The following is a 21,757-nucleotide window of genomic DNA, read 5'->3' as shown; positions in this document are numbered from 1 at the left end:
CGGTTTACCTCAACGCAGCTTCAGGGTGGCCAGCCCGGCCAGGGCCAGGATGGTGGCGATGATCCAGAAACGGATGACCACGGTGGGTTCGGCCCAGCCCTTCTTCTCGAAGTGATGGTGCAGCGGCGCCATGCGGAACACCCGTTTGCCGGTCAGCTTGAACGACGCCACCTGGACGATGACCGAGACGGTTTCCAGAACGAACAGGCCGCCGACGATGCCCAGCACCAACTCGTGCTTGGTGACCACGCTGATGGCGCCCAGCGCGCCGCCTAGCGCCAGACTGCCGGTGTCGCCCATGAACACCATGGCCGGGGGCGCGTTGAACCACAGGAAGCCGAGGCCGGCGCCCACCAGGGCGCCGCAGAACACCGCCAGTTCGCCCGAGCCCGAGACGTAGTGAATCTGCAGGTAGTTGGCGAAGACGGCGTGGCCGACCAGATAGGAGATGATGGCGAACACGCCGGAGGCGATCATCACCGGCACGATGGCCAGCCCGTCCAGGCCGTCGGTCAGGTTCACCGCATTGCCGGCGCCGACGATGATGAACACCGCGAAGGGCAGGTAGAACCACGAGAGCTGGAGCAGCACGGTCTTGAAGAACGGCACCGCCAGGGCGCCGGCCAGGGGCTCGCGCTGCAGGCTCATGACCCAGACTGCGGCGCCCAGGCCGATGGCGATCTCGGCCACCAGCTTGACCTTGCCCGGCACGCCCTTGGGGTTCTTCTTGGAGACCTTCAGGTAATCGTCCCAAAAGCCGATCAGGCCGTAGCCCAGGGTGACCAGCAGCACGATCCAGACATAGTGGTTGCGCAGGTCGGCCCACAGCAGGGTCGAGATGGACAGGGCCAGCAGGATCATGAAGCCGCCCATGGTGGGCGTGCCCTTCTTGGTCAGCAGGTGGGATTCCGGACCGTCGGCGCGGATGGGCTGGCCCTGCTTCTGCCACTGGCGCAGCCAGGCGATGATCCGGGGGCCGACCAAGAAGGCGACGATCAGCGCGGTCAGCACCGCGCCGCCCGTCCGGAAGGTCAGGTATTTGAACAGGTTGAACAGCGGAACCTGATCGGCCAGGGGGTAGAGGAAATTGTACAGCATTCAGCGGCCCCCTTCGGCCAAAGCGTTGACCACACGTCCCATCCGGCTGCCCGCCGAACCCTTGACCATCACCACGTCGCCGGGCCGCAGGGCCGCCTTGACCAGCGGCGCGACGGAATCCGCGTCGGCGGCATGGCCGCCCCGGCGTCCCTCGGCCAGGGCCTGATGCAGGTGGCTGGTCAGTGTCCCGGCGGTGAACACCAGATCGATGTTCCAGCTTTCCGCCGCCTGCGCGATGGAGGCATGCAGGGCGGGACCCTGGGGACCCAGTTCCAGCATGTCGCCCAGCACGGCGATGCGCCGGCCGCCCTTGGCGGGCCGCACCGAGGCCAGGGTGGCGATGGCCGCCTTCATGGAGACCGGCGAGGCGTTGTAGCTTTCGTCGATCAGCTCGAAGCTGCCGCCCGCCATCTCGACCCGGCGGCGCTGGCCGCGCCCCTTGGGCGCCGCCATGGCGGCCAGGGCCATGGCGCCCAGATTGATGTCGGCGCCCAGCGCCTCGACCGCCAGCAGCACGGCCAGGGAATTCATGGCCCATTGCCGCCCGGCGACGCCGACCCGATAGGACAGCGGCTGGTCGGCCACCAGGGCGAACACCGCCGTGGACTGGGGATCGACGGCGCAATCCAGCAGGCGGGCGGTGGCCTCGATGTGGTTGCCGAAGGTGCGGACATCCTTGATGCCGGCCTTGGCGGCTCTCTCGGCCAGGAAGGCGAAATGGGCGTTGTCGCGGGGCAGCACGGCGATGCCGCCGGCCTCGATCCCGTCAAAAATCTCGGCCTTGGCGGCGGCGATCTCGGCGGTGGAGCCGAAGAACTCCATATGCACCGCCTCGACCGTGGTGATCGCCGCCACGTGCGGGCGCACCATGCGGACCAGCGGGGTGATCTCGCCCGGATGGTTCATGCCGATCTCGAAGATGGCGTATTGCACGGCGGTGGGCATGCGGGCCAGCGACAGCGGCACGCCCCAGTGATTGTTGAAGCTGCCGACGCTGCAATGGGTGGTGCCCTGGTCGGACAGCGCCAGGGCCAGCATCTCCTTGGTGCCGGTCTTGCCGACGCTGCCGGTCACCGCGACGATATGGGCGTGGCTGCGGGCGCGCGAGGCGGTCCCTAAGTCCTGCAGCGCGGCCATGGTGTCCTTGACCAGCAGCAGGGGGGCGTCCTCGTTGGTGCCCTCGGGCAGCCTGTGGACGATGGCGGCGGCGGCGCCATTGGCCAGGGCCGAGGCCACGTGGTCGTGGCCGTCGTGGTTGGGGCCTTCGAGCGCGATGAACAGATCGCCGGACTCGATGCTGCGGCTGTCGATGGACACGCCGTTGGCTTCCCAGGCGGGGCCGGAGGGGGTGCCCGCCACGGCGGCGGCGACTTCGGCCGAGGTCCACAGCGGGCGGATCATGACGCGCTCCCTTCGATGGAAGGAGGGGCGTCGGCGAGGCGGACCGCGTCCTGGGCTTCCTCGGCATCGTCGAAGGGCAGGACGGCCGCGCCGACGATCTGGCCGCGCTCGTGGCCCTTGCCGGCGACCACCAGCACATCACCCTTCTGCAGGCCGGCGACGGCGGCGCGGATGGCCTCGCGGCGGTCGCCGATCTCGATGCCGGCCGGGCAGACGCCACGCACGGCGGCACGGATTGCGGCGGGGTCCTCGGAGCGGGGATTGTCGTCGGTGACGATCATGGCGTCGGCCAGACGGCAGCCGATGGTGCCCATCAGCGGACGCTTGCCGGGGTCGCGGTCGCCGCCGCAGCCGAACACGGCGACCAGACGGCGGGCGGCGTGGGGGCGCAGCGCCTTCAGCACGGTTTCCAGCGCATCGGGGGTGTGGGCGTAATCCACATAGACCGGGGCGCCGTTGGCGCGTTCGGCCACCTTCTGCAGGCGGCCGGGCACGCCCACCAGATGCTCGAGGGCGGCGAGGGCGGCATCGGAATCGGCGCCAGAGGCCAGGGCGAGGCCTAAGGCGGCCAGGGCGTTGTCGGCCTGGAAACGGCCGGCCAGCGGCAGATGGATGGTGGCGGCCTTGCCCATGATCTCCAGCTTCAGGTCCTGACCGCGGGCGGTGGGCCGCACGGCGATCAGGCGCAAATGAGTGGCGGCGCGGCCGTAGCCCAGCACCTTGATGTCGCGCTTGGCGCACAGCTCGACCACGCGGGGCGCCAGATCGGAATCGGCGTTGATCACCGCGGTGGCGCCTTCGGGCAGCACTTCGGCGAACAGCCGCAGCTTGGCCTCGGCATAGGCGTCCATGTCGGCGTGGTAGTCGAGATGGTCGCGCGTCAGGTTGGTGAAGGCGGCGGCGGCCAGCCGGACGCCGTCCAGGCGGTGCTGGTCGAGGCCGTGGCTGGAGGCCTCCATGCAGGCGTGGGTGACGCCCATGCCGGCCAGACGGGCCAGATCGGCATGCAGCCCGGCCGGATCGGGGGTGGTCAGGCCGCCGGAATTGTCCCAGCCCGGCGCGATGATGCCGAGCGTGCCGATGGCCGCCGAGGCATGGCCCAGGCGCGTCATGATCTGGCGGAAGAAGTCGGCGGTGGAGGTCTTGCCGTTGGTGCCGGTGACGGCGGCCATCACCTTGGGCTGGGCGCCGTGGAAGGCCGAGGCCATCAGGGCGAAGCGGCGACGCGGATTGGCATCGGTGACCAGGACCACCTCGGGCGGCAGCTCGATGCGCGAGCCCTCGGGGGCCAGCACGGCCACGGCGCCGGCGGCGATGGCGGCGGGGATGAAGGCGCGGCCGTCGGCCCTGGTGCCGGGCAGGGCGGCGAACAGGTAGCCGGGCGCCACCGCGCGCGAATCGGCGGTCAGACCGGTGATGGTCACGTCGCGGGAGGGCGCGGTCGCCGTCATGTCACTCAACCGCCGCAACTTCACGGCCTCCTCCGGTGTGGGCGATTCCCTTGGTTCCGTTGGACGGGGGAATCGGCAAGGTCTTGGGCATCAGCCCCAGCAGCGGCGCGATCTGGGCGATCACCCGGCCGGCGGCGGGCGCCGCGGTCCAGCCGGCGGTGATGAAGCCGAAGGTCTGCTTGGTGGCCTGGGGCTCGTCGATCATCATCAGCACCGCGTAGCGCGGCGCATCCATGGGGAAGGCGGCGATGAACGAGGACAGCACCGCCTTCTTGCGATAGCCGCCGTTGCCGACCTTCTCGGCGGTGCCGGTCTTGCCGCCCACCTCGTAGCCGGGAACGTCGGCCTTCTTGCCGGTGCCGTCGGTGACCACCATGCGCATCAACTGGCGCATGGCCTCCGAGGTCTTGGGCTTGACCACCCGGATGGCGGGCACCGCGTCGCCGGGGGCGCGGGCCAGCAGGGTCGGCGCGTGGTATTCCCCGCCGTTGACCAGGGCGGCGGTGCCGGCCAGCAATTGCAGCGGCGTCACCGACAGGCCGTGCCCGAAGGAAATGGTGACGGTGTTGATCTCGCGCCAGGGGGAGGGGACCAGGGGGCCGCCCACCTCGGGCAGTTCCAGCGGCGGGGATTGCAGCATGCCGATGCGGGCCATGAAGGTGCGCTGCGCCTCGGTGCCGGCGTCCAGCGCCATGCGGGCCGAGCCGATATTGGACGAGTGGATGAGGATTTCCGGAATGGTCAGCCAGCGATTGAGCGCGTGGTCGTCGTGGATGGTGTGTCCGGCGAAGACCAGCGGCTTGGTGGCGTCGAAGCTGGAATTGAGGTTGGCCTTGCCCAGATCCAGCACCATGGCGGTGTTGAACAGCTTGAAGGTGGAGCCCATCTCGTAGGCGCCCTTGGTGGCGCGGTTGAACATGGACGCGTCGGTGGGGGCGGGCGGGTCGTTGGGGTCGAAATCGGGCAGGCTGACCATGGCCACCAGCTCGCCGGTGCGCACGTCCATCACCATGCCGGTACCGCCCACCGCCGAGAATTCCTCGACCGAACGGGCCAGCTCGTTGCGCACGATGGTCTGGACGCGGATGTCGATGGACAGGGCCAGCGGCTCGCGGCTTTCACGCAGCGCGTTCTCGAAGCGCTTCTCGATGCCGGCCACGCCCTTGTTGTCCACGTCGGTGACGCCGACGGCGTGGGAGGCTAGCGGGCCGTGCGGATAGATGCGGCGCTCGCCCTTTTCGAACAGCAGGCCGGGAATGCCCAGGGAATTGACGTCGTATTGCTGGCGCGGCGTCAGGTTGCGCTTGAGGTAGACGAACTGACGGCCCGACGACAGGCGCTCGATGGTCTCCTCCAGGTCCAGCTCGGGCAGCACGGTCACCAGGCGGATGGCGGCGTTCTCGATGTCCACCTTGGCGAGCTTCAGGTCCTCGGGCCGGGCGAACAGCGACACGGTGGGAAGCGACGAGGCCAGCAGCACCCCGGTACGGTCCGAGATGTCGGCCCGGTCCATCTGCAGGTCGTCGGTGCGGGCCTGGGGCTGGGTATGCTGCTTGGGCGGGTTGCGCTCGATGACGGCGACATCGACCATCCGCGCCCCGATGGCGGTGAAGGCCAGCAGAAAGACCAGGGCGGTGACCACCAGACGCGAGCGGCCGGTCTCGATGGCCTGCATGCGCACGCCGTCCAGACGAAGCGCGGCGCCGGCCTGAAGGTCGTCGCCGGCATGGAAGCCGGGGGTGTGGCGGCGAGGCGCGAAGATGCTCACTGGACGCCTCCCGGCTCGGTCTGAGCCAGGGCCGGGGACGGAATCACGATGCTCCGGCCGCCCTTCGCAGGGGCCGGAGCCGGGGTGGCGGCCTTCGCCGAGGGGGCTTCCAGGGGTTTGACCGTGGGACCTTGGGCCAGGGTCGCGGTGCCGGGCTTGTTGGGTTGCGGCTTGCCGGGCTGCTGCGGTTTGGCGCTGTCCACCGGCCGGGGTTTGGCCGGGCCCTCGGCCAGCTTGACCGGGGTGGCGTGCGGCGCGGACTTGGGCGCCTGGGTGGCCGGCGCCTGGACCGGCAGGGACATCCGGGACGGCGATACGGCGGCGTAGACCACGCCGGTGGCCGGAATTCCGTCCTTGGGCAGGGTGTCGAGCGTCGCCACCTGGGTGGGCGTCACCGGCTTCATGCCCAGATGCTTCTCGGCCAGGGTGCGCAGGCGGACCGGATCGTTGAGATAGCTCCACTCGGCGCGCAGGACGTGGATGGTCTCCTGGTTGCGGTGAATCTCGGCGTTCAGGCCGGCGAGCCGCGCCTCCAGATCCTTGACCTCGTACTTGACCACGAACAGCACCACGCCGACGCTGACCGCCAGCAGGGTCCACAGGATGGTGCCGGTCAGTCCGCGTCTCATGAGCCGGTCTCCCAGGCGGGAGCCTCGGTGCGGATGGCGGCGCGCAGCTTGGCCGAGCGGGCGCGGGGATTGGCGCGCGCCTCGTCCTGGCCGGGAGCGATGGCCTTGCGCGACAGCAGGGTGAAGCTGGCGGCGGGACCGGTGCCCTGGGCCTGGGGCACGTGGCGCGACGGGCGCGACGCCTCGCCGGCGCGGGCCTTCAGGAAGCCCTTGACCACCCGGTCCTCCAGGGAATGGAAGGTCACCACGGCCAGACGCCCGCCGGGAGCCAGCAGGCGCTCGGCGGCTTCCAGACCGCGCTCCAGCTCGCCCAGCTCGTCGTTGACCGCGATGCGCAGCGCCTGGAAGGTCCGCGTGGCGGGGTCGATGCCGTCGCCCGAGCGCGGCACCACCCGGCGGATCACCTCGGCCAGTTCGCCGGTGCGCTCGAAGCGCTTGGCGCGGCGGGCCTCGACGATGGCCTTGGCGACGCGGCGCGACAGCCGCTCCTCGCCGTAGCGGTAGATGATGTTGGCCAGCTCGCCCTCGGGCGTGTCGTTGACCATGTCGGCGGCGCTGGGGCCCTGGGCCTCCATGCGCATGTCCAGTGGCCCGTCCTTGGCGAACGAGAAGCCGCGCTCCGGCTGATCGATCTGCATGGACGACACGCCGATGTCGAGAGCGATGCCGTCAACCTGGTTGACATTTTGCTGACGCAGCAACGAATCCATATCGCCAAATCGACCCTCGATCATGGCGAAACGGCCGTCCTGGCTTTGCTCCAGGGCGCGGCCGCGGGCCACGGCGGTGGGGTCGCGGTCGATGGCCCACACCCGGCAGGCGGAGGTGGACAGGATGGCGCGCGAGTAGCCGCCGGCTCCGAAGGTGCCGTCCACGTAAACGCCGCCGTCGCGGGGCGCCAGCGCCTCGATCACCTCGGCCAGCAGGACCGGGATATGGGGGGCGGGACTCACGAGGACACCTTGGGGGAGGGGCGCAGCGGCAGGGTGGGGCGGGACTGCAGGGCGCGGGCGCGGATTTCGGTCTCCACCGCCTTGTAGGCCTCGGGCTGCCAGATCTGGAAGGTCTGGCCCTTGCCGACGAAGGCGACGGACTCGGTGATGCCGGCATGGGCCATGATGTCCTCGGGCAGGACGATGCGGCCCTCGGGATCCCAGGGCAATTGGCGGGCATCGGCGAAGATCAGGGCCGACAGGTCTTCCTGCTCGGCGGAAAAGGCATCGAAGTTCTGGGCGCCGTCGGACAGGCGCTCCATGAAATCCATGCCGCAGCCCTCGACACAGGCATTGGTGAACGAGCGGTAGCAGACGATTCCGGCGAAGCTTTGGGCAGCCAGGGCCGCACGGAAGGTCGCCGGCACCGAAGCCCGCCCCTTCTTGTCGACCCGATTGACGAATGTGGAGAGGAAGAGTGCCACCCTCGTCCGCCTTCCGCTTGCTGTGCCCGAAAACCCCTTGCCCATCCCCGCGACACACTACGCCTGTGTGTCCCGATGGGATGGTGTCTAATGGGATAACATGGGAAAACATGGGAGTCAATGGAATCGGATAGTAATCGCATGGGAGAAACCCAATTAGGAACAATGCTGGGAAGTTTTTACTAAAGTAGTCGAGGAACGCCCTGCAGCGCCTTGATATTTACCAATTTTTCACATTTCGCCGCCGAAAGGGTGGAAAAACCCCGGCGGGATCGCATCGTGAACAGATGGCTCAAAGGCCCGGATGGGACCTTGGGACGGGTTTGGGAATTCATGGGAAAAGCGTCAGACGGCCTGTAAGCCGGGTTCTGTCCCCGCGGTTAAGCGGGTGACGGCCATTCATCTGGGACGCCCGTTACCGGACGCCTCTCGCGACCGACCCGGACGGCGACGCGGAAACGCGTTTCGTCCCCGGCCGAAGCCAGGAACAGTGCCGTCCCTATTTGGTCTTGCTCCCGGTGGGGTTTACCGTGCCGCTTCCGTTGCCGGTCGCGCGGTGCGCTCTTACCGCACCCTTTCACCCTTACCCGCTGCCGGGCCGAAGCCTGGGGGCGGGCGGTTTGCTTTCTGTGGCACTTTCCCTGGGGTCGCCCCCGCCGGACGTTATCCGGCACCGTGTTTCCGTGGAGCCCGGACTTTCCTCCCCCAGACGCGAAGGTCCAAGGGCGGCCGTCCGGCCGTCTGACGCGGCCCCACTTTAGGGCCTGGAGAGTGCAGGTCAAGTGCCACGAAGTGTGAACGTGGTTCAAAAGAAAAGGCCTCCGGATGGTGGAGGCCTTTATTGGTTCTATACTTAGGTCTGGTCGGGTGGAAACCGTATTTACCCGAACAGCTTGTCGATCTCGTCCTGGGAGATTCCCTGGTTTTCCAGGGCTGGGCCGTTGAGCAGCTTGGAATCGTCGTCCTTGTGCTCCTCGAAGATCTTGGGCGATACGTCGGAGATGTTCTCCGGCCCCCAGATCTCGATCATGGCGTTGATGCGGGCCTCGACGTATTTGAGGGTCTTGACCACCTTGGTGATGCGCTGGCCGGTGATATCCTGGAAATTACAGGCCTCGAAGATGCTGCTGACGGTGTCGTTGATGTCCTCGACCAGACGGCCGACATAGGAATCGGCGGCATGGGCGTGGATTTCCTTACCGATGCTCTCGATCTTCTCGGCGGCTTCCAGGATCTGCTCGGTGGCCCGCTCGGTGGACGACACGATGGCGTCCAGCTCGAAGGTGACGGCCATCAGGCGGTCGTCGTCGGCGTCCTTGGGGCGCAGCGCGGCGATTTCCGCCTTGGTGTGCTCAATGCAGACCGCCAGGGCGCGCAGCTCGGTCTTCAGCATGGAGACCTCGGCGGCCTTTTGCGGCAGCACGTCGTCGGCCGGGGTCGCCACCGCCGCCACCGGCGGAGCGTCGCCGCGGATCAGGAACTCCAGACCCTTGAGGTCGGCACGCAGTTCGGTGATGGCCTTGAGGACCTCGGAATTGGAGGCGTTGGGCGTGGCCTCGCCGCGCGCCTGAAGCCGCTTGATCTCGGCCGTAAACAACTTGCGCTCGGTCGTCATGACTGCCTGCCGTTCCCTTATACTGTCACCGATGGCGGTCTTGCTCCGCCATCAACCACCCGCTCCACCCACGGCCTGTATGATTTATCCGTAACCTGGATATGCTGGGTCAACCACTTCTTGAGCAATTCCACAACTTGCTCGTCCAAAGCGCCGCGCTCTCCCGCCCGGTAGCGGCCGCAGACGTCGCGGACACGGGTTTCCATCTGGCGGTGCTCCGCCTTATGGGCCTCGAGGTCGGGATAGCCGCAGGCGGCCATCATACCTTCCTCGCGGCGAAAATGATGCTCTGCATATTCGGAAAGGGCGGACAGGACGCTGCCGACCACGTCCCGGCTCTGGCCGGTATCGATGGCGTCATATAGCTGGATCAGCAGGTCGATCAGGATGCGGTGGTCGGAATCCAGCAACGGATTGCCCACGCTGAATGCTTCGCTCCACGCGATCGATGTCATCGGGCCCCCTGCCCCTGCGTTCCCGCCTATAGTTACTATACCGTACATCCGAGGCGGCACAAGCATTCCCGATGTCCAGTGCGCCTCTCGCCGGGCGATCGGGCTTGATGTAGACTCCGGGAGCGGAGGATGATGTGACCCGACTGAGACTCGCCACCTTCAATCTGGAAAACCTGGACGACCACCCGGCGGGTGGAATCGATTTCGAGGACCGGATCGCGGTGATGCGGCCGCAATTCCTGCGGCTGCGCGCCGACGTGCTGTGCCTGCAGGAGGTCAACACCCATCCGGCCACCAAGAGCGGGCCGCGCCTGTTCTCCGCCCTCGACCGCCTGCTGGCCGGCACCGAGTACGAGCACTGGCACCGGGCGGCGAGCCTCAATCGCGGCGGCGTGCATCCCTCGGACAAGCACAATCTGGTCATCGTCTCGCGCCTGCCGATCCGTTCGCACCGTCAGCTCTGGCACGATCTGGTGCCGCCTTGCGCCTATCGGCCGGTGCGCTCGGAGCCCGCTCCGGCCGAGGCCCAGAAGGTGGAATGGGACCGCCCCATCCTGCACGCGGCGCTGGGCCTGCCGGGTGGGCGGGTGCTGCATGTGATCAATGTTCACCTGCGGGCGCCGCGCGCCGTCTGGCTGGAGGGCCAGAAGGAACGCTTCGGCCGCTGGCTGTCGGTGGGCGGCTGGGCCGAGGGCTTCTTCCTGGCCGGAGTCAAGCAGGCGGGGCAGGCCCTGGAGGTTCGTCTGCTGGTGGAGGAGATCTTCGATGCCGAGCCCGACGCCCTGGTGGTGGTGTGCGGCGACTTCAACGCCGCCGAACGCGAAACCGGCCTGCGCATCATCCGGGGCGACGAGGAGGATACCTGCAACGGCCATCTGGCCATGCGCATGCTGGTGCCGCTGGAGCGCAGCCTGCCGGAGAACCGGCGCTATTCGGTGATCCACCATGGACGGCCGGTGATGCTGGACCACATCCTGGTGTCGCGGCCGCTGCTGGGCTGGTACCTGGGCGCCGAGATTCATAACGAGACCCTGGGCGACGAACTGGTTTCGCCCGCCACCATTCACGCCACGCCGGAAAGTTATCACGCTCCGGTCGTCGCCGAATTCGCGCTGCCCGAGCCCTGAGGGCATCTCGATAATCATCTCAATTCCGACGATGCGCCTCCGGCCCGGCGTCGCTATAGTAGCGGCGGAGCGAGGGGAGGGGCCATGACCGAGTGGCTTTATGGATTGGTGGGCGAGGTACCGTTCCCACCCAGGCGCGCCGTGGTCTACCGGGCGGTTCTGGTGGTATGCATCGTGCTGTCCACCGCCATCGCCATCATCGATACCGTGCCGGGTGCCTGGATCGGTTTTGAAAGCGCCGTCTCGGCGACCGGCGGGCTGTTCCTGGTCATTCTGTCCCTCGATTATATCCTGCGGCTGGTGATTGCCTGGGGTCAGCGGGCCGAGGACGAGGCCGGGCTGGCGGCCATGGCGCGTTATGCGCTGTCGCCCTACGGTATCTTCGACTTCCTGGCGGTGGTGCCGTTCCTGGTGGGCGAGGCCACGGCCCTGATGCCCCACGACGGCGAGACGGTGTTCGGCATCCTGCGCTTCCTCAAGCTGGCGCGCTACTCCCCCGCCCTGGAAACCCTCGGCGTGGTGGTGCTGCACGAGTTGCGGCCGCTGCTGGCGTCGCTGTTCATCATGCTGATCCTGGCCATCTCGGCCTCGACCCTGATCTATTTCACCGAGCGCGCCGCCAATCCGGCCCTGGCCAGCGTGCCGGCCGCCATGTGGTGGGCCATCGTCACCCTTTCCACGGTGGGGTTCGGCGACGTGGTGCCCATCACGCCGCTGGGCAAGCTGTTCGGCAGCGTGGTGGCGGTGCTGGGCCTGTGCATGTTCGCGCTGCCGGCCTCGATCCTGGCCTCCGGGTTCGCCGAGGAGATGAAGCGCCAGAACTTCGTCTCCACCTGGCATCTGGTCGCCAAGGTGCCGTTCTTCCAGCGCCTTCAGGCCAGCCAGATCGCCGAGATCGCCGGCCTCCTCAAACTGGCCCGCGCCATCAAGGGCGAAGTGCTGATGCGCGAGGGCGATACCGGCGAGTGCATGTATTTCATCGTCAACGGCCAGGTGGAGGTCAAGGGCAAGGCCGGGACCTTCATCCTCAAGAACGGCGATTTCTTCGGCGAGATCGCCCTGATCGAGCGCTGCCCCCGCACCGCCACGGTCAAGGCGATCAGCCGCTGCCAGTTGCTGATCCTCGACGCCCGCGACTTCCACAAGTTCGTCGCCCACGACCATGCCCTGCTGGAAGTGATCTGGGAGACCGCCCGCGCCCGCATGGCCCAGGCCGAGAATGCCGGCGACAAGGCCAATAAGGAAAAGGAACCCGCGTGAGCGAACCGCGCCTGAAGGCGAAGCTGTGGATTCACGCCGCCATCCGCCGCTGCAGCGTGCTGGCCATCCCGGCCTTCGTGGTAGCCAAGGGCGACGAGGATGCCGGCGCGGTGCTGATCAAGCTCAACCGAGGCGCCGCCGGCTGCGAGGTGTTCACCCAGGTCAGGGACGGGGCGGGCGAGGCGGCCTGGCTGCGCGCCACCGGTCCCGACCCGGTGGCCGAGGGGGTTGCCGATGCCTATATCCGCCGCCAGCGCGACATCGATTCCGACCTGTGGGTGCTGGAGGTGGAGGACCGGGAGGGGCGCGTGCCGTTCCTCGAGCGCATCTTGGCGGGCTGACCTTAAATACGCTATGAAGCTTCCTTCCGAAATTTCTGCCCAAGGACCCGTACCATGACCCGTCAGCTGATCTCTTCCGGTTCCTCGTTCGAGGAAGTGGCCGGCTATTCCCGCGCCGTGCGCCAGGACCCCTGGGTGTTCGTCTCCGGCACCTCGGGCTTCAAGGACGGCAAGATCGCCGAGGACGTGGTCGCCCAGGCCGAGCAGTGCATGGCCACCATCGCCGCCGCGCTGGAGCAGGCCGGCTCGTCCCTGAAGGACGTGGTCCGCGTCAAGGCCTACATCACCGAAGCCGCGTTCTTCGAGAAGATCGCCCCGGTGCTGGGCAAGGCCTTCAAGGGCGTCCGCCCGGCCAACACCACCATCGTCTGCGGTCTGGTCGATCCCCAGATGAAGGTGGAGATCGAGGTCACCGCGCTGAAGGCCTGACTCTTCGTCCATGAGTGCCCGGACGTCGTCCGGGCCCTCATTTCCTGAATCTCCGTCACGGGAGCACCGCATCATGCCCACCATCCTGATCACCGGCGCCAATCGCGGCATGGGATTGGAATTCGCCCGGCAATATGCCGCCGAGGGCTGGCGGGTGCTGGGCACCGTACGCGATCCCATGGCCGGTCGCGCCCTGTCCGAGGCGGGCGGCGAGGTCTATGTCTGCGACGTGGCCGATCCGGCCCAGGTGGCGCGGCTCAAGGCGTCCCTGGCCGGGGTGGGGCTCGACATTCTGCTCCTCAACGCCGGTATCTACGGCGAGAAGCAGGATTTCGGCGACGTCGATCCCGCCGCCTTCATGAAGGTGATGGCGGTCAACGCCCTGGCCCCGCTCAAGCTGGCCGAGGCCTTCGCCGACCAGCTGGCCGGCCGCAAGATCATCGCGGCGGTGTCGTCCATGATGGGCGCCATGTCGGACAACACTTCGGGCGGCTCCTACGCCTACCGCGCCGCCAAGGCGGCTCTCAACATGGTGATGAAGAACCTGTCCATCGATCTGGCGCCCAGGGGCATCCTCACCGTGGCGCTGTCGCCCGGCTGGGTGCGCACCGATATGGGCGGCCCCGACGCGACCCTGGACGCCGCCACCGCGGTGGCGGGTATGCGCAAGGTCGTGGGCGGTCTGAGGGCGGAGGACAGCGGCGCCCTGATCCATTACGATGGGTCGCGCCTCGCCTGGTAAGGAGTGGGTCATCATGGCCGCACCGGTGGAGTTCTATTTCGATTTCGCCTCTCCCTACGGCTATTTCGCCTCGCTGGAGGTGGATGGCGTGGTGGCCGGCTTCGGCCGCGAGGTGGAGTGGAAGCCGATCATGATCGGCTCGGCTTTCAAGGCGTCGGGCAACCTGCCGCTGGTCAGCCAGCCGCTGAAGGGCGATTACGCCCGCCACGACTGGGAGCGCATGGCCCGGCTGATGGGGGCGCCCTATCGGCTGCCCGATCCCTTTCCGGTGCCGGCGCTTGCCCCCTCGCGGGCCTATTGGTGGCTGGAATCCAAGGATAGGGGGCTGGCCAAGAGCTATGCCCGCGCCGTCTATCTGGCCTATTTCGCCGAGAATATGGATATCTCCAATCTGGAGGTGGCCTGCGCGCTCGGCGTACCCCTGGGCATCGACCCGGACGAGATGGCCGCCGCCGTCCAGTCGGCCCAGTGGAAGGGCCGGCTGAAGGACGAGACCGAGGCGGCCATCGCCAAGGGAGTGTTCGGTTCGCCGTTTTTTCGTGTCGACGGCGAAGGCTTTTGGGGCGCCGATCGTTTATGGATGGTGCGAAGCTGGCTGGAAAAGGGCGGCTGGTAACCTAAATTAGCAATAGGGTCCCGACCGGAGGTCAAGCCATACTTGCCGCCGGTTGTCTGCGATGGCGCTTGGTGCCATTGTCGCCGCCCTGAATGAACGGAGTGCGTTGCGTTGCCGCTTATCATCGATCTGAAGCCGGGCGAGAAACTCATCATCAACGGCGCCGTGCTGGAGAATGCCAGTTCCAACACCAAGGTGCGGGTGCTGAACGACTGCTCGATCCTGCGTCAGAAGGAGATCCTGTCGGATTCCGACAGCGTGACGCCAGCGTCGCGGGTCTATTTCGCCCTGCAATGCGCCTATATCTTCCCGGCCAAGCGCGGCGAGTACCTGCGCATGTTCAGCCACTATCTCGACAGCTACGTGGAGGCCTGCCCCAGTGCCGCCCCCATCAAGGACGAGATCGGCGAGGCGGTGGCCGAGGGACATTACTACAAGGCGCTGAAGTCGACCCGCCACCTGCTCGAGCACGAGACCAAGGTGCTGGGCTCGCTGCAATCCGCCGCCGCGGCCGAGGAAGCCGCCGCGCACGAGTAATGCGGGCTCTTTTCCCGATGCTTCGCCCGGCATGACATTGGCCGGCCGGCTTATTCGCCGGCCGGCCAATTTTACTTCAGATAGGTCAACAGCGACAGGCTGCGGGTCTGGGCCAGCGACTGATAGCTGGCCTGCAGCGCCGTCTGGTCGGACAGCATCTGGGTTACCGCCGTGGTCTGGTCGATCTGGGAGATGTCGGTTACCCGCTGGCTGAGGAAGCCGATGAACTGGTTATGCTTCTCGTTGGCCTGAGACATGGTCTTGCGGGTGCTGTCCAGCAGGCTGGCCACCGTCTTGACGTCGCCGGTCTTTTCCGCGCCGAAGGGCGGGGTGCCGGGGGCGGGGGAGTCCAGGGCGTCGTTGATCAGGAACAGGGCCTGACTGATACGCTCCTGGTGGGCGTCCAGACCGCCGGCGGTGCCGTACTGGCCCTGGGCGATCAGGCCCAGCGCCCGGATGGCCTTCTCGAAGGCCGGGTCGGACGCATAGACTCCCACATCCACGGTGCGGCCGGTATCGATGCGGTGCTGCAACTGCAGGCTGTCGCCCTTGTACCAGCTGTCCGTCTCGATCTTGGTGTTGGTCGAGAGGTTTTCAGTGGTCAGGGCGACGCTGGCGATCTCGATGTAGCCGCCGGTGTTGGCCACCACCTTGTAGACGCCGTCGTTGACGCCGCTGGTGCTCTTCATGGTGATGACGGTGTCGACGGCCGGATAGGGGTTGCCGTTGAAATCCTTGAAGCCGTTGGGGTCGGGCGAGGTGATGCGCTCGCCGAGCGTGCCGGAGGAGCTGAAATCCAGCGAGGTGAAGTTGCCGGAATCCCGCGTGACCGTCGTGTTGTTGTTGGCGTCGAAGAACGACATCTTCACATCGGTGCGGCCGGTCTGGGGCAGAAGCTGAGACACCCGCGCGCCTTCGGGATTGAGCACGAAAGAGACTGAGGTGGGGGTGGTGGCGGTCACCGTGAAGGTGCCGTTGTGGCCGACGGTGCCGCCCAGGGAGATCTGGTCGCCCACATTGACGCCGGCAAAATCGACGGCGGCGCCGTTGGCGGCGGTCAGGGTCACGGTGGTCTGGCCGGTGGCCGCCGAACTGGTGCTGGTGAAGTTCAGCGTGCCGGCGGTGGCCGGACTGGCCATGGCGCCACCGTTGACCCCGAAGGTGATGGCGGTCGAGGCGACCGCTTCGTCCTTGGCCGGATCGAGGTTGGTCTTGAAATTGACCACGCCGTTCTTGTTGCTGACGACCTCGTAACTGCCTTCATAGCCGGTGGTGGCCCCACCGTTGGACAGGTCCGGCGCAATGGTGAACTTGGTGCCGACCGTCAGGCCGGACAGTGACCCGGCCGTATTGGCGGTCATGTTCATGCTGCCGTCGGGGGCGAAGGCGAAGTTCAACTGGGAGGTGGCGGCGGCCAGGATGTTGGTGGGCGTCCCGCCGAAGCTGATGACGTTGGTGGTGCTGTTGCCCTCGGCCAGCGGGGTGCCGGCGACGTTGCACATGGCCTTGGACTTGACGGTGAAATCGCCGTTGTTGGAGGGCGTGGCGTTGCTGTCCGAGACGGTGATGCGCGACCCGGCATAGACGTTCTTGAACGCATCCGAGCGGCCGGGGATGATCACCCCGGTGGTACCGTCGAAGCTCATGGACGTGGCTTCCAGGTTGGTGATGGACAAATCCTGGAGGTTGGCGTTGCGGGTGGTCGAGAAGGTGTTGATGGAACCGTCGTAAAGGGACTGGAACTGGGACAGGCTGGCGGCGGGCAACTGGACCGGCACGTTGGATACCCGGCCGCCAGAGAACAGGTACTGGCCGTTGACGTTGGTGGCCAGGTCGGACTGCATGCTCTGCATCACCTGGAAGGCGGTGTTCTGGATGCCCTTGATGTTCTGCTCGGTCTTGGGATTGGCCTGCCGGAACGATTCGAGCGAGTCGCGGAAGATGGTTATCGACTTCTTGATGCCGTCCATGGCGGTGGTGGCCGCCTGCAGCTTGGTGTCCCACACGCTGTTGTTGTCGATGAAGCGCTGGGCCGAGGTCTGCTCGTTCTCGAAATTGATGACCGTATTGGCGCCCGTCGAGATGCCGTCGTAGGTCTGCGACTTCATCTTGGTGGTAACCTGAAGCTGTTCGTTCTGAATCCGCGTCTGGATGTCGAGGATCCGGTTGACGTAGGCGGTGTTGGCGCCAAGCGTGCCGATACGGGTCATGATCGGCCTCCCTTACTTCACGATATTGACGAGGACATCCAGCATTTCCTGCAGCGTCGAAATAACCTTGGCCGACGCCGAATAGGCTTGCTGGAAATTGATCATATTGGCGACTTCTTCGTCCAGGTTCACGCCGCTGGTCGAAGTGTACTGGGAATTGAGCGCCTGGCCCAGGGTGGTCTGGTAGTCCTGCTGGTCCTTGGAATGGGCCGCGTCAGTGGAGACCTGGGCAATGGAGGCGGCGGCGTGCTCGGCGAAGCTGTAGGCGCCGGCATACAGGCTGCCGGCCGTCGCCATCTGGGTCTTGCCCGACATGGCGGCGCCCAGCGCCAGCGCGGTGGTGTTGTCGCCTTCCGACAGGAAATATTTGCCCAGGTCGGTGTTGTACTGCATGGCGCCGCGGCTGACCTTGGCGGGCGAACCCTGGATGTCGGTGCGCACCTCGAGGGTTCCCGACTTGCGGCTCGACGCCGTGTGCATGTTCAGTTCGGTGATGAAGCTGCCGGCCGGGGTCAGGGTATCGGGGGTGGCGCCCAGGAACAGCTCGCGGTCGGAGGTCTGGCGGATGCGCAGGCGATAGCCTGACCCCTCGGGGATCACCGCGGCCTGGGCCAGCTGCGATTGCTGCAGGCCCAGGTAGGATTTCATGTCCGACACGCCGATGGTGCCGCCGGTCACGTCGATGTTCAACGGGACGCCACGGTCGTCCCAGACGCGCAGACGGTAGGCGTTGGGGCCTTCCTGCACGGCCGCGGCCTTGGCCGAGCTGCCCTGGGCATTGATGGCGTCGGCGATGTCCTTCAGCGTCATGGCTCCGGCGCCGATGGAAATCTGGCTGACCGTGCCGTTGGCGTCGGTGATGCCGATATTGGTGGACGACGTGGTGGTCAGCGACGACGAGGACAGGGTGGCGGATTCGTTGGTCTGGGTCTGGGCGTTGATCTTGGCGGCGATGTCGTAGAGCGACGAGCCGGCCGCCATGCTGATGGTGTTGCCGATCTTGCCGGTGGGGTCGGAGAGGGTGAAGCTGCGCGCCGCGCCCAAGGTGAAGTCCTTGGAGACCACATCGGAATCCACGATGGAATTGGGCACCGTGGTGGTGAAGAAGTCGTTCAGGCCGAAGAAGTTGGAGAATCCGGCCACCTGCTTGTCGGCCTTGTTGTCGCCGTCCACGTCGAAATTGATGCGGGCGTCGGTGGCGTCCGAGCCGGCGGCGGTGGCCTTCTGGTCGCGGAAGGCCAGGGTCACCGACGGCACGCCGGTGTCGAGGACCAGATTGCCGGTGGTGATCGAGGCGCTGGCCGAGGTCATGGCGTTGCCCTGATAGCTCTGCTGGCGCATCCAGCTTTGGATCTTGGCCGCCACGTCGGTCATCTTGACGCCGGGCGGGGTGGCCGTGTCCGACATGTCCAGCGCGGTGGCGGCGCCGGCATCGTCGGTATAGCTGGTGCTGCCCATGATGGTGCGCAGCGTGGTGGAGGCGATCTGATTGCCGCTGGTGTCGAACAGGGCGATGGTGGTGTCGTCGTTGCCCGAGAACCAGATGTGCTGCGGGTTCGAGCCGTTCAGCGCCGGATTGTTGGGGTTCACCAGCTGGCGGGTGCCCACCATCTTGGAGTTCTGGGTGGGGAAGATGGTGCCGCGATTATGGGCCTGGTTGACGCTGTCCTTCAGCTTGGCGGCCACCTCGTCCATCTGGGCCTGAAGGTTGGGGATGGTGGTGTCGCGCATGTCGAGCAGGGCGCGCAACTGGCCGTCGTTGATGTCCGCGCTGATGTCGGGGGAATCGCTGGTGCTCAGCGTCAGCTTGTTGAAGTTGCCGCCGGCCGCGGTCATCCAGGAATCGGTGATGGTGGTCGCCACGTGGCTGAGCACGGCGGGGCCCTTGTCGACCAGGGTCTTGCCGGTCTTGGTGAAGACGCCCACCGACCCGTCGCCGCGCTCGAAATACTGGATGTCCATGTACTTGGAAAGCTCGGTCAGGGCGGTGTCGCGCTTGTCCTGCAGGTCGCCGATATCGGCGCCGACGGCGTTGTTGCGGACGATCTTCTGGTTCAAGTCGAAGATGTTCTGAAGCTGCGTGTTGACCTGCCCCGCTGTGTCGTGGATGGCCCGGTCGGCCTCCAGCCGCAGGTTCTGCATGTGGCTGGTCATATCGGTGAACTGGCTGGTCATGTCCTTGGCGGTCTGGACAACCGACGACTGGAAGGCCGGCGTGTTGACCTGGGTGGCCAGGGTCTCGAACGATGTCTGCAACTGCTCGATCTGGTGCGAGATGGAGGTGCTTTGCCCCACCGTGCCGAACAGATCCTCGAGCCGGGGGTAATAGGTCTGGGTGACGTCCAGGGCGCCCTGGGTCGAGGTCTGGCGACGGATGTCGCGCATCAGTCCCTCGTCCACGTTGCGGGTCAGCGCGCCTTGCTGCACGCCGGCGCCGATGCCGTTGACCACCCGGGATTCCGGGGTCATCTGCTTGCGGACGTAGCCCTTGGTATTGACGTTGACCACGTTCTGGGAAATGACGTCCAGGCCCTTCTGGTTCGTCAAAAGTCCCGAAACTGCAGTATTGAGTCCGAAGGTAAGGGACATGATTTCTCTTCCCCGCCTTTGACGGCGTTACAGGGCTTTGTTGAAGGACAGCGAGCCGCCCGTGCCGGCGCCGGCGTCGAAGATGCCGGCCCGACCATAGGCGGTGGTGCTGGTGACGTTCTTCTTGGCGGCGTCGACCATGATGTCCATCACCCGCTGATAGGCTTCCATCTCGGCCTTGAGGCGCCGCGCGTTGGTCTCGACCAGCTCGTTCAGGCGGGTGCCGACGGCCACCAGCATCTCGCGCCGGTCGTCGTCCAGCAGGCGGGCCAGGTCGGGCTCCTCCACCAGGGGCTGGACCGACTGCTCGTAGAGGCGCGCCAGGGCGGCCTTGTTTTCGGCCAGCAGGCGCACCGTCTCGGGATCGTGGGAGAGCAGGGCCTCGTTCTCGACATCGAGCAGGTCGCACAGATTGGTGCAGGCGAACAGCAGGTCGTCGTACCAGAACAGCTCGGCTTCGGCCTGGGCCGCGGCCAGTTCGTCGTCGTCGAGGAGGTCGTGATCGTGGAGATCGGTGTGCGGGAAATCGCGGTCGTCGGTCATGTCACTGCACCTCCTGGTGGCTCAGCAGCATTTTCTGGACGGCGGCGCCGATCCCGATGCCATTGCCCTTGCTGGCGACCATCTTGCCGTACTCGTCGATCAGCAGGGACCGGAACATCTGCTCGCCGCTGCCGCCGCCGAAGATGCCGTCGGTTTTGATGCCTTCGAACATGTGCTGCATCATCTGGCTCATATACATGGCCTCGAACTGGCGGCCGGCCTTGGCGGCCTTGGCGGTTTCGGCGGGATTGGCCTTGGGCATCTTCACCCCCGGCATGCCGGTATCGGTGAAGGGCATGGCGGCCAGGGAGGGGAGCGTGCTCATCACAGGACCTCCAGTTCGGCCTGCAGCGCACCCGCCGCCTTGATGGCCTGAAGGATGGTGATCAGGTCGCGCGGGCCTATCCCCAAGCTGTTCAGGCCCTCGACCAGCTCCTGCAGGGTGACCTTGTGGGGGACCACGGCCAGCTTGTTGCCGGCGCCTTCGTCCACCTGGATGTCGGTGCGCGGCACGGTGGTGGTGGTGCCGCTATCGGAGAAGGGCGAGGGCTGGGAGACCTGCGGCGTCTCGGTGATGCGGATGGTCAGCTGGCCCTGGGCGATGGCCACCGTGCTGATGCGCACGTTCTCGCCCATGACGATGGTGCCGGACACTTCGTCGATCACCACGCGGGCCATCTGGTCGGGCTCGACGCGCAGTTGCTCGATATCGGTCAGCAGGCCGACCACGTTGCCGCGATAGCCCGGCGGAACCGAGATCTGCACCGTGCCGGGGTCGATGGGGCGCGCCATGTCGCCGCCCAGGAAGGAGTTGATGGCCTGGGAGATGCGGCGCGAGGTGGTGAAGTCGGGATTGCGCAACGACACCTTGACCGATTCCAGGTGCGACATCTCGAAGGGCAGTTCGCGCTCGACGATGGCCCCGTTGGCGATGCGGCCGGCGGTGGGCACGCCCTTGGTGACCGACGAGCCCGAGGCGCCCGAGGCGGTGAAGCCGCCGGTCGCCACCTGGCCCTGGCCCACGGCATAGACCTCGCCGTCGGCGCCGATCAGCGGGGTGACCAGCAGGGTGCCGCCGCGCAGGTCCTTGGCGTCGCCCATGGCCGAGACGTTGACGTCGATGCGGGTGCCCTGGCGGCCGAAAGGCGGCAGGACGGCGGTGATCATCACGGCGGCGACGTTCTTGGGAGTGAGCTGGCTGCTGATGGTGCCGGTCTTGTCGCGGATGTTGACGCCCAGGCGCTCCAGCATGCCGGTCAGGCTTTCCTTGGTGAACGGCGCGTTGGTCAGCGAGTCACCGGTTCCGTTGAGGCCGACCACCAGGCCGTAGCCCACCAGCATGTTGTCGCGGACGCCCTCGAAATCGGCGATGTCCTTGATGCGCGAGGCCCCGAAGGCTTCGGCGGGCATCATGCCCAGCGTCGCGGCCAGCAGCGAGGCGGCCAGCAGCAGGGCGCGGATCGGTTCGGCGGGAAACAGGGCTCGGCGGACAATGGGTCTCATGGCGGTCTCATCCCAACGAACAAAAT

Annotated in this window: 21 protein-coding genes and 1 other RNA gene; 7 read left to right on the top strand and 15 right to left on the bottom strand. The window is 66.6% G+C overall.

Translation table 11 applies throughout. The annotated features are described in order from the left end of the window. Window positions 1-9 precede the first annotated feature (9 nt). From mraY to CP958_RS13400, 10 genes are all read right to left on the bottom strand, one after another. Entirely contained in the window at window positions 10-1,098 is a 1,089-nt protein-coding gene (gene mraY / locus CP958_RS13445) for a phospho-N-acetylmuramoyl-pentapeptide-transferase (protein WP_096702464.1), read from the bottom strand. Next, window positions 1,099-2,499 carry a UDP-N-acetylmuramoylalanyl-D-glutamyl-2,6-diaminopimelate--D-alanyl-D-alanine ligase gene (locus CP958_RS13440; RefSeq protein WP_096702463.1) on the bottom strand — a complete coding sequence of 467 codons (1,401 nt, stop codon included), beginning with the start codon at window positions 2,497-2,499 and terminating at the stop codon, window positions 1,099-1,101. It lies immediately after the preceding gene. Beyond that, window positions 2,496-3,950, bottom strand: a complete 1,455-nt coding sequence (locus CP958_RS13435) for a UDP-N-acetylmuramoyl-L-alanyl-D-glutamate--2,6-diaminopimelate ligase (protein ID WP_096702462.1) — start codon at window positions 3,948-3,950, stop codon at window positions 2,496-2,498. The genes CP958_RS13440 and CP958_RS13435 overlap by 4 nt, the downstream gene beginning before the upstream one ends. Before the next feature lies 1 nt (window position 3,951). Further along, complete coding sequence (locus CP958_RS13430; RefSeq protein ID WP_096702461.1) at window positions 3,952-5,718, bottom strand: penicillin-binding protein 2; 1,767 nt, start codon at window positions 5,716-5,718, stop codon at window positions 3,952-3,954. Then, entirely contained in the window at window positions 5,715-6,347 is a 633-nt protein-coding gene (locus CP958_RS13425) for an energy transducer TonB (RefSeq protein ID WP_096702460.1), read from the bottom strand. Before CP958_RS13425 ends, CP958_RS13430 begins: the two co-directional genes overlap by 4 nt. Next, on the bottom strand, window positions 6,344-7,300 hold the full coding sequence (gene rsmH / locus CP958_RS13420; RefSeq protein WP_096702459.1) for a 16S rRNA (cytosine(1402)-N(4))-methyltransferase RsmH: 957 nt from the start codon (window positions 7,298-7,300) through the stop codon (window positions 6,344-6,346). The genes CP958_RS13425 and rsmH overlap by 4 nt, the downstream gene beginning before the upstream one ends. Continuing rightward, window positions 7,297-7,764 (bottom strand): division/cell wall cluster transcriptional repressor MraZ, encoded by a 468-nt coding sequence (gene mraZ / locus CP958_RS13415; protein ID WP_096702458.1) that lies wholly within the window; start codon window positions 7,762-7,764, stop codon window positions 7,297-7,299. Before mraZ ends, rsmH begins: the two co-directional genes overlap by 4 nt. 341 nt (window positions 7,765-8,105) lie before the next feature. After that, window positions 8,106-8,509: RNase P RNA component class A (rnpB, locus tag CP958_RS13410), an RNA gene on the bottom strand. A 135-nt stretch (window positions 8,510-8,644) separates the two neighbouring features. After that, window positions 8,645-9,379 (bottom strand): protein phosphatase CheZ, encoded by a 735-nt coding sequence (locus CP958_RS13405; protein ID WP_096702457.1) that lies wholly within the window; start codon window positions 9,377-9,379, stop codon window positions 8,645-8,647. Window positions 9,380-9,396: 17 nt separating this feature from the next. Beyond that, complete coding sequence (locus CP958_RS13400) at window positions 9,397-9,834, bottom strand: bacteriohemerythrin (protein WP_096703017.1); 438 nt, start codon at window positions 9,832-9,834, stop codon at window positions 9,397-9,399. Between the two features lie 134 nt (window positions 9,835-9,968). On the opposite strand from CP958_RS13400, the gene CP958_RS13395 reads away from it, so the two are divergent. The 7 genes from CP958_RS13395 to CP958_RS13365 all read left to right on the top strand — a co-directional run bounded on the left by CP958_RS13395 (window position 9,969) and on the right by CP958_RS13365 (window position 14,886). Continuing rightward, window positions 9,969-10,961, top strand: coding sequence for an endonuclease/exonuclease/phosphatase family protein (locus CP958_RS13395; RefSeq protein WP_096702456.1), 993 nt, complete (start codon window positions 9,969-9,971; stop codon window positions 10,959-10,961). 84 nt (window positions 10,962-11,045) lie between these two features. Continuing rightward, on the top strand, window positions 11,046-12,221 hold the full coding sequence (locus CP958_RS13390; RefSeq protein WP_096702455.1) for a cyclic nucleotide-gated ion channel: 1,176 nt from the start codon (window positions 11,046-11,048) through the stop codon (window positions 12,219-12,221). Then, the gene (locus CP958_RS13385; protein WP_096702454.1) at window positions 12,218-12,562 is read left to right on the top strand and encodes a DUF1491 family protein; all 345 of its coding nucleotides are present in this window, start codon (window positions 12,218-12,220) and stop codon (window positions 12,560-12,562) included. The genes CP958_RS13390 and CP958_RS13385 overlap by 4 nt, the downstream gene beginning before the upstream one ends. Before the next feature lie 54 nt (window positions 12,563-12,616). Next, window positions 12,617-12,991, top strand: coding sequence for a RidA family protein (locus tag CP958_RS13380; RefSeq protein ID WP_096702453.1), 375 nt, complete (start codon window positions 12,617-12,619; stop codon window positions 12,989-12,991). Between the two features lie 73 nt (window positions 12,992-13,064). Further along, window positions 13,065-13,733: an SDR family oxidoreductase gene (locus CP958_RS13375; protein ID WP_096702452.1), complete on the top strand. Its 669-nt coding sequence runs from the start codon at window positions 13,065-13,067 to the stop codon at window positions 13,731-13,733. A gap of 13 nt (window positions 13,734-13,746) precedes the next feature. Continuing rightward, entirely contained in the window at window positions 13,747-14,349 is a 603-nt protein-coding gene (locus CP958_RS13370; protein WP_096703015.1) for a 2-hydroxychromene-2-carboxylate isomerase, read from the top strand. 111 nt (window positions 14,350-14,460) lie between these two features. After that, a complete protein-coding gene (locus CP958_RS13365; RefSeq protein WP_096702451.1) occupies window positions 14,461-14,886 on the top strand; it encodes a flagellar biosynthesis repressor FlbT in 426 nt (141 codons plus the stop codon). 71 nt (window positions 14,887-14,957) lie between these two features. On the opposite strand, the gene CP958_RS13360 is transcribed toward CP958_RS13365, so the two are convergent. The 5 genes from CP958_RS13360 to CP958_RS13340 are packed head-to-tail and all read right to left on the bottom strand — an operon-like array spanning window position 14,958 to window position 21,731. Then, window positions 14,958-17,096 (bottom strand): flagellin, encoded by a 2,139-nt coding sequence (locus tag CP958_RS13360; protein ID WP_096702450.1) that lies wholly within the window; start codon window positions 17,094-17,096, stop codon window positions 14,958-14,960. A 12-nt stretch (window positions 17,097-17,108) separates the two neighbouring features. After that, the gene (gene flgK, locus CP958_RS13355) at window positions 17,109-19,685 is read right to left on the bottom strand and encodes a flagellar hook-associated protein FlgK (RefSeq protein WP_096702449.1); all 2,577 of its coding nucleotides are present in this window, start codon (window positions 19,683-19,685) and stop codon (window positions 17,109-17,111) included. A gap of 27 nt (window positions 19,686-19,712) precedes the next feature. Further along, a complete protein-coding gene (locus CP958_RS13350) occupies window positions 19,713-20,228 on the bottom strand; it encodes a flagellar protein FlgN (protein WP_096702448.1) in 516 nt (171 codons plus the stop codon). Between the two features lies 1 nt (window position 20,229). Beyond that, the gene (locus tag CP958_RS13345) at window positions 20,230-20,553 is read right to left on the bottom strand and encodes a rod-binding protein (protein WP_096702447.1); all 324 of its coding nucleotides are present in this window, start codon (window positions 20,551-20,553) and stop codon (window positions 20,230-20,232) included. Next, window positions 20,553-21,731: a flagellar basal body P-ring protein FlgI gene (locus CP958_RS13340; protein WP_096702446.1), complete on the bottom strand. Its 1,179-nt coding sequence runs from the start codon at window positions 21,729-21,731 to the stop codon at window positions 20,553-20,555. The genes CP958_RS13345 and CP958_RS13340 overlap by 1 nt, the downstream gene beginning before the upstream one ends. Window positions 21,732-21,757: the final 26 nt, after the last annotated feature.

Origin of the sequence: Magnetospirillum sp. 15-1 (genome assembly GCF_900184795.1) — a bacterium.
GTDB lineage: Bacteria > Pseudomonadota > Alphaproteobacteria > Rhodospirillales > Magnetospirillaceae > Phaeospirillum.
The sequence above is the reverse complement of the archived record's forward strand: the minus strand, read 5'-3'. Positions and strand labels throughout refer to the sequence as shown.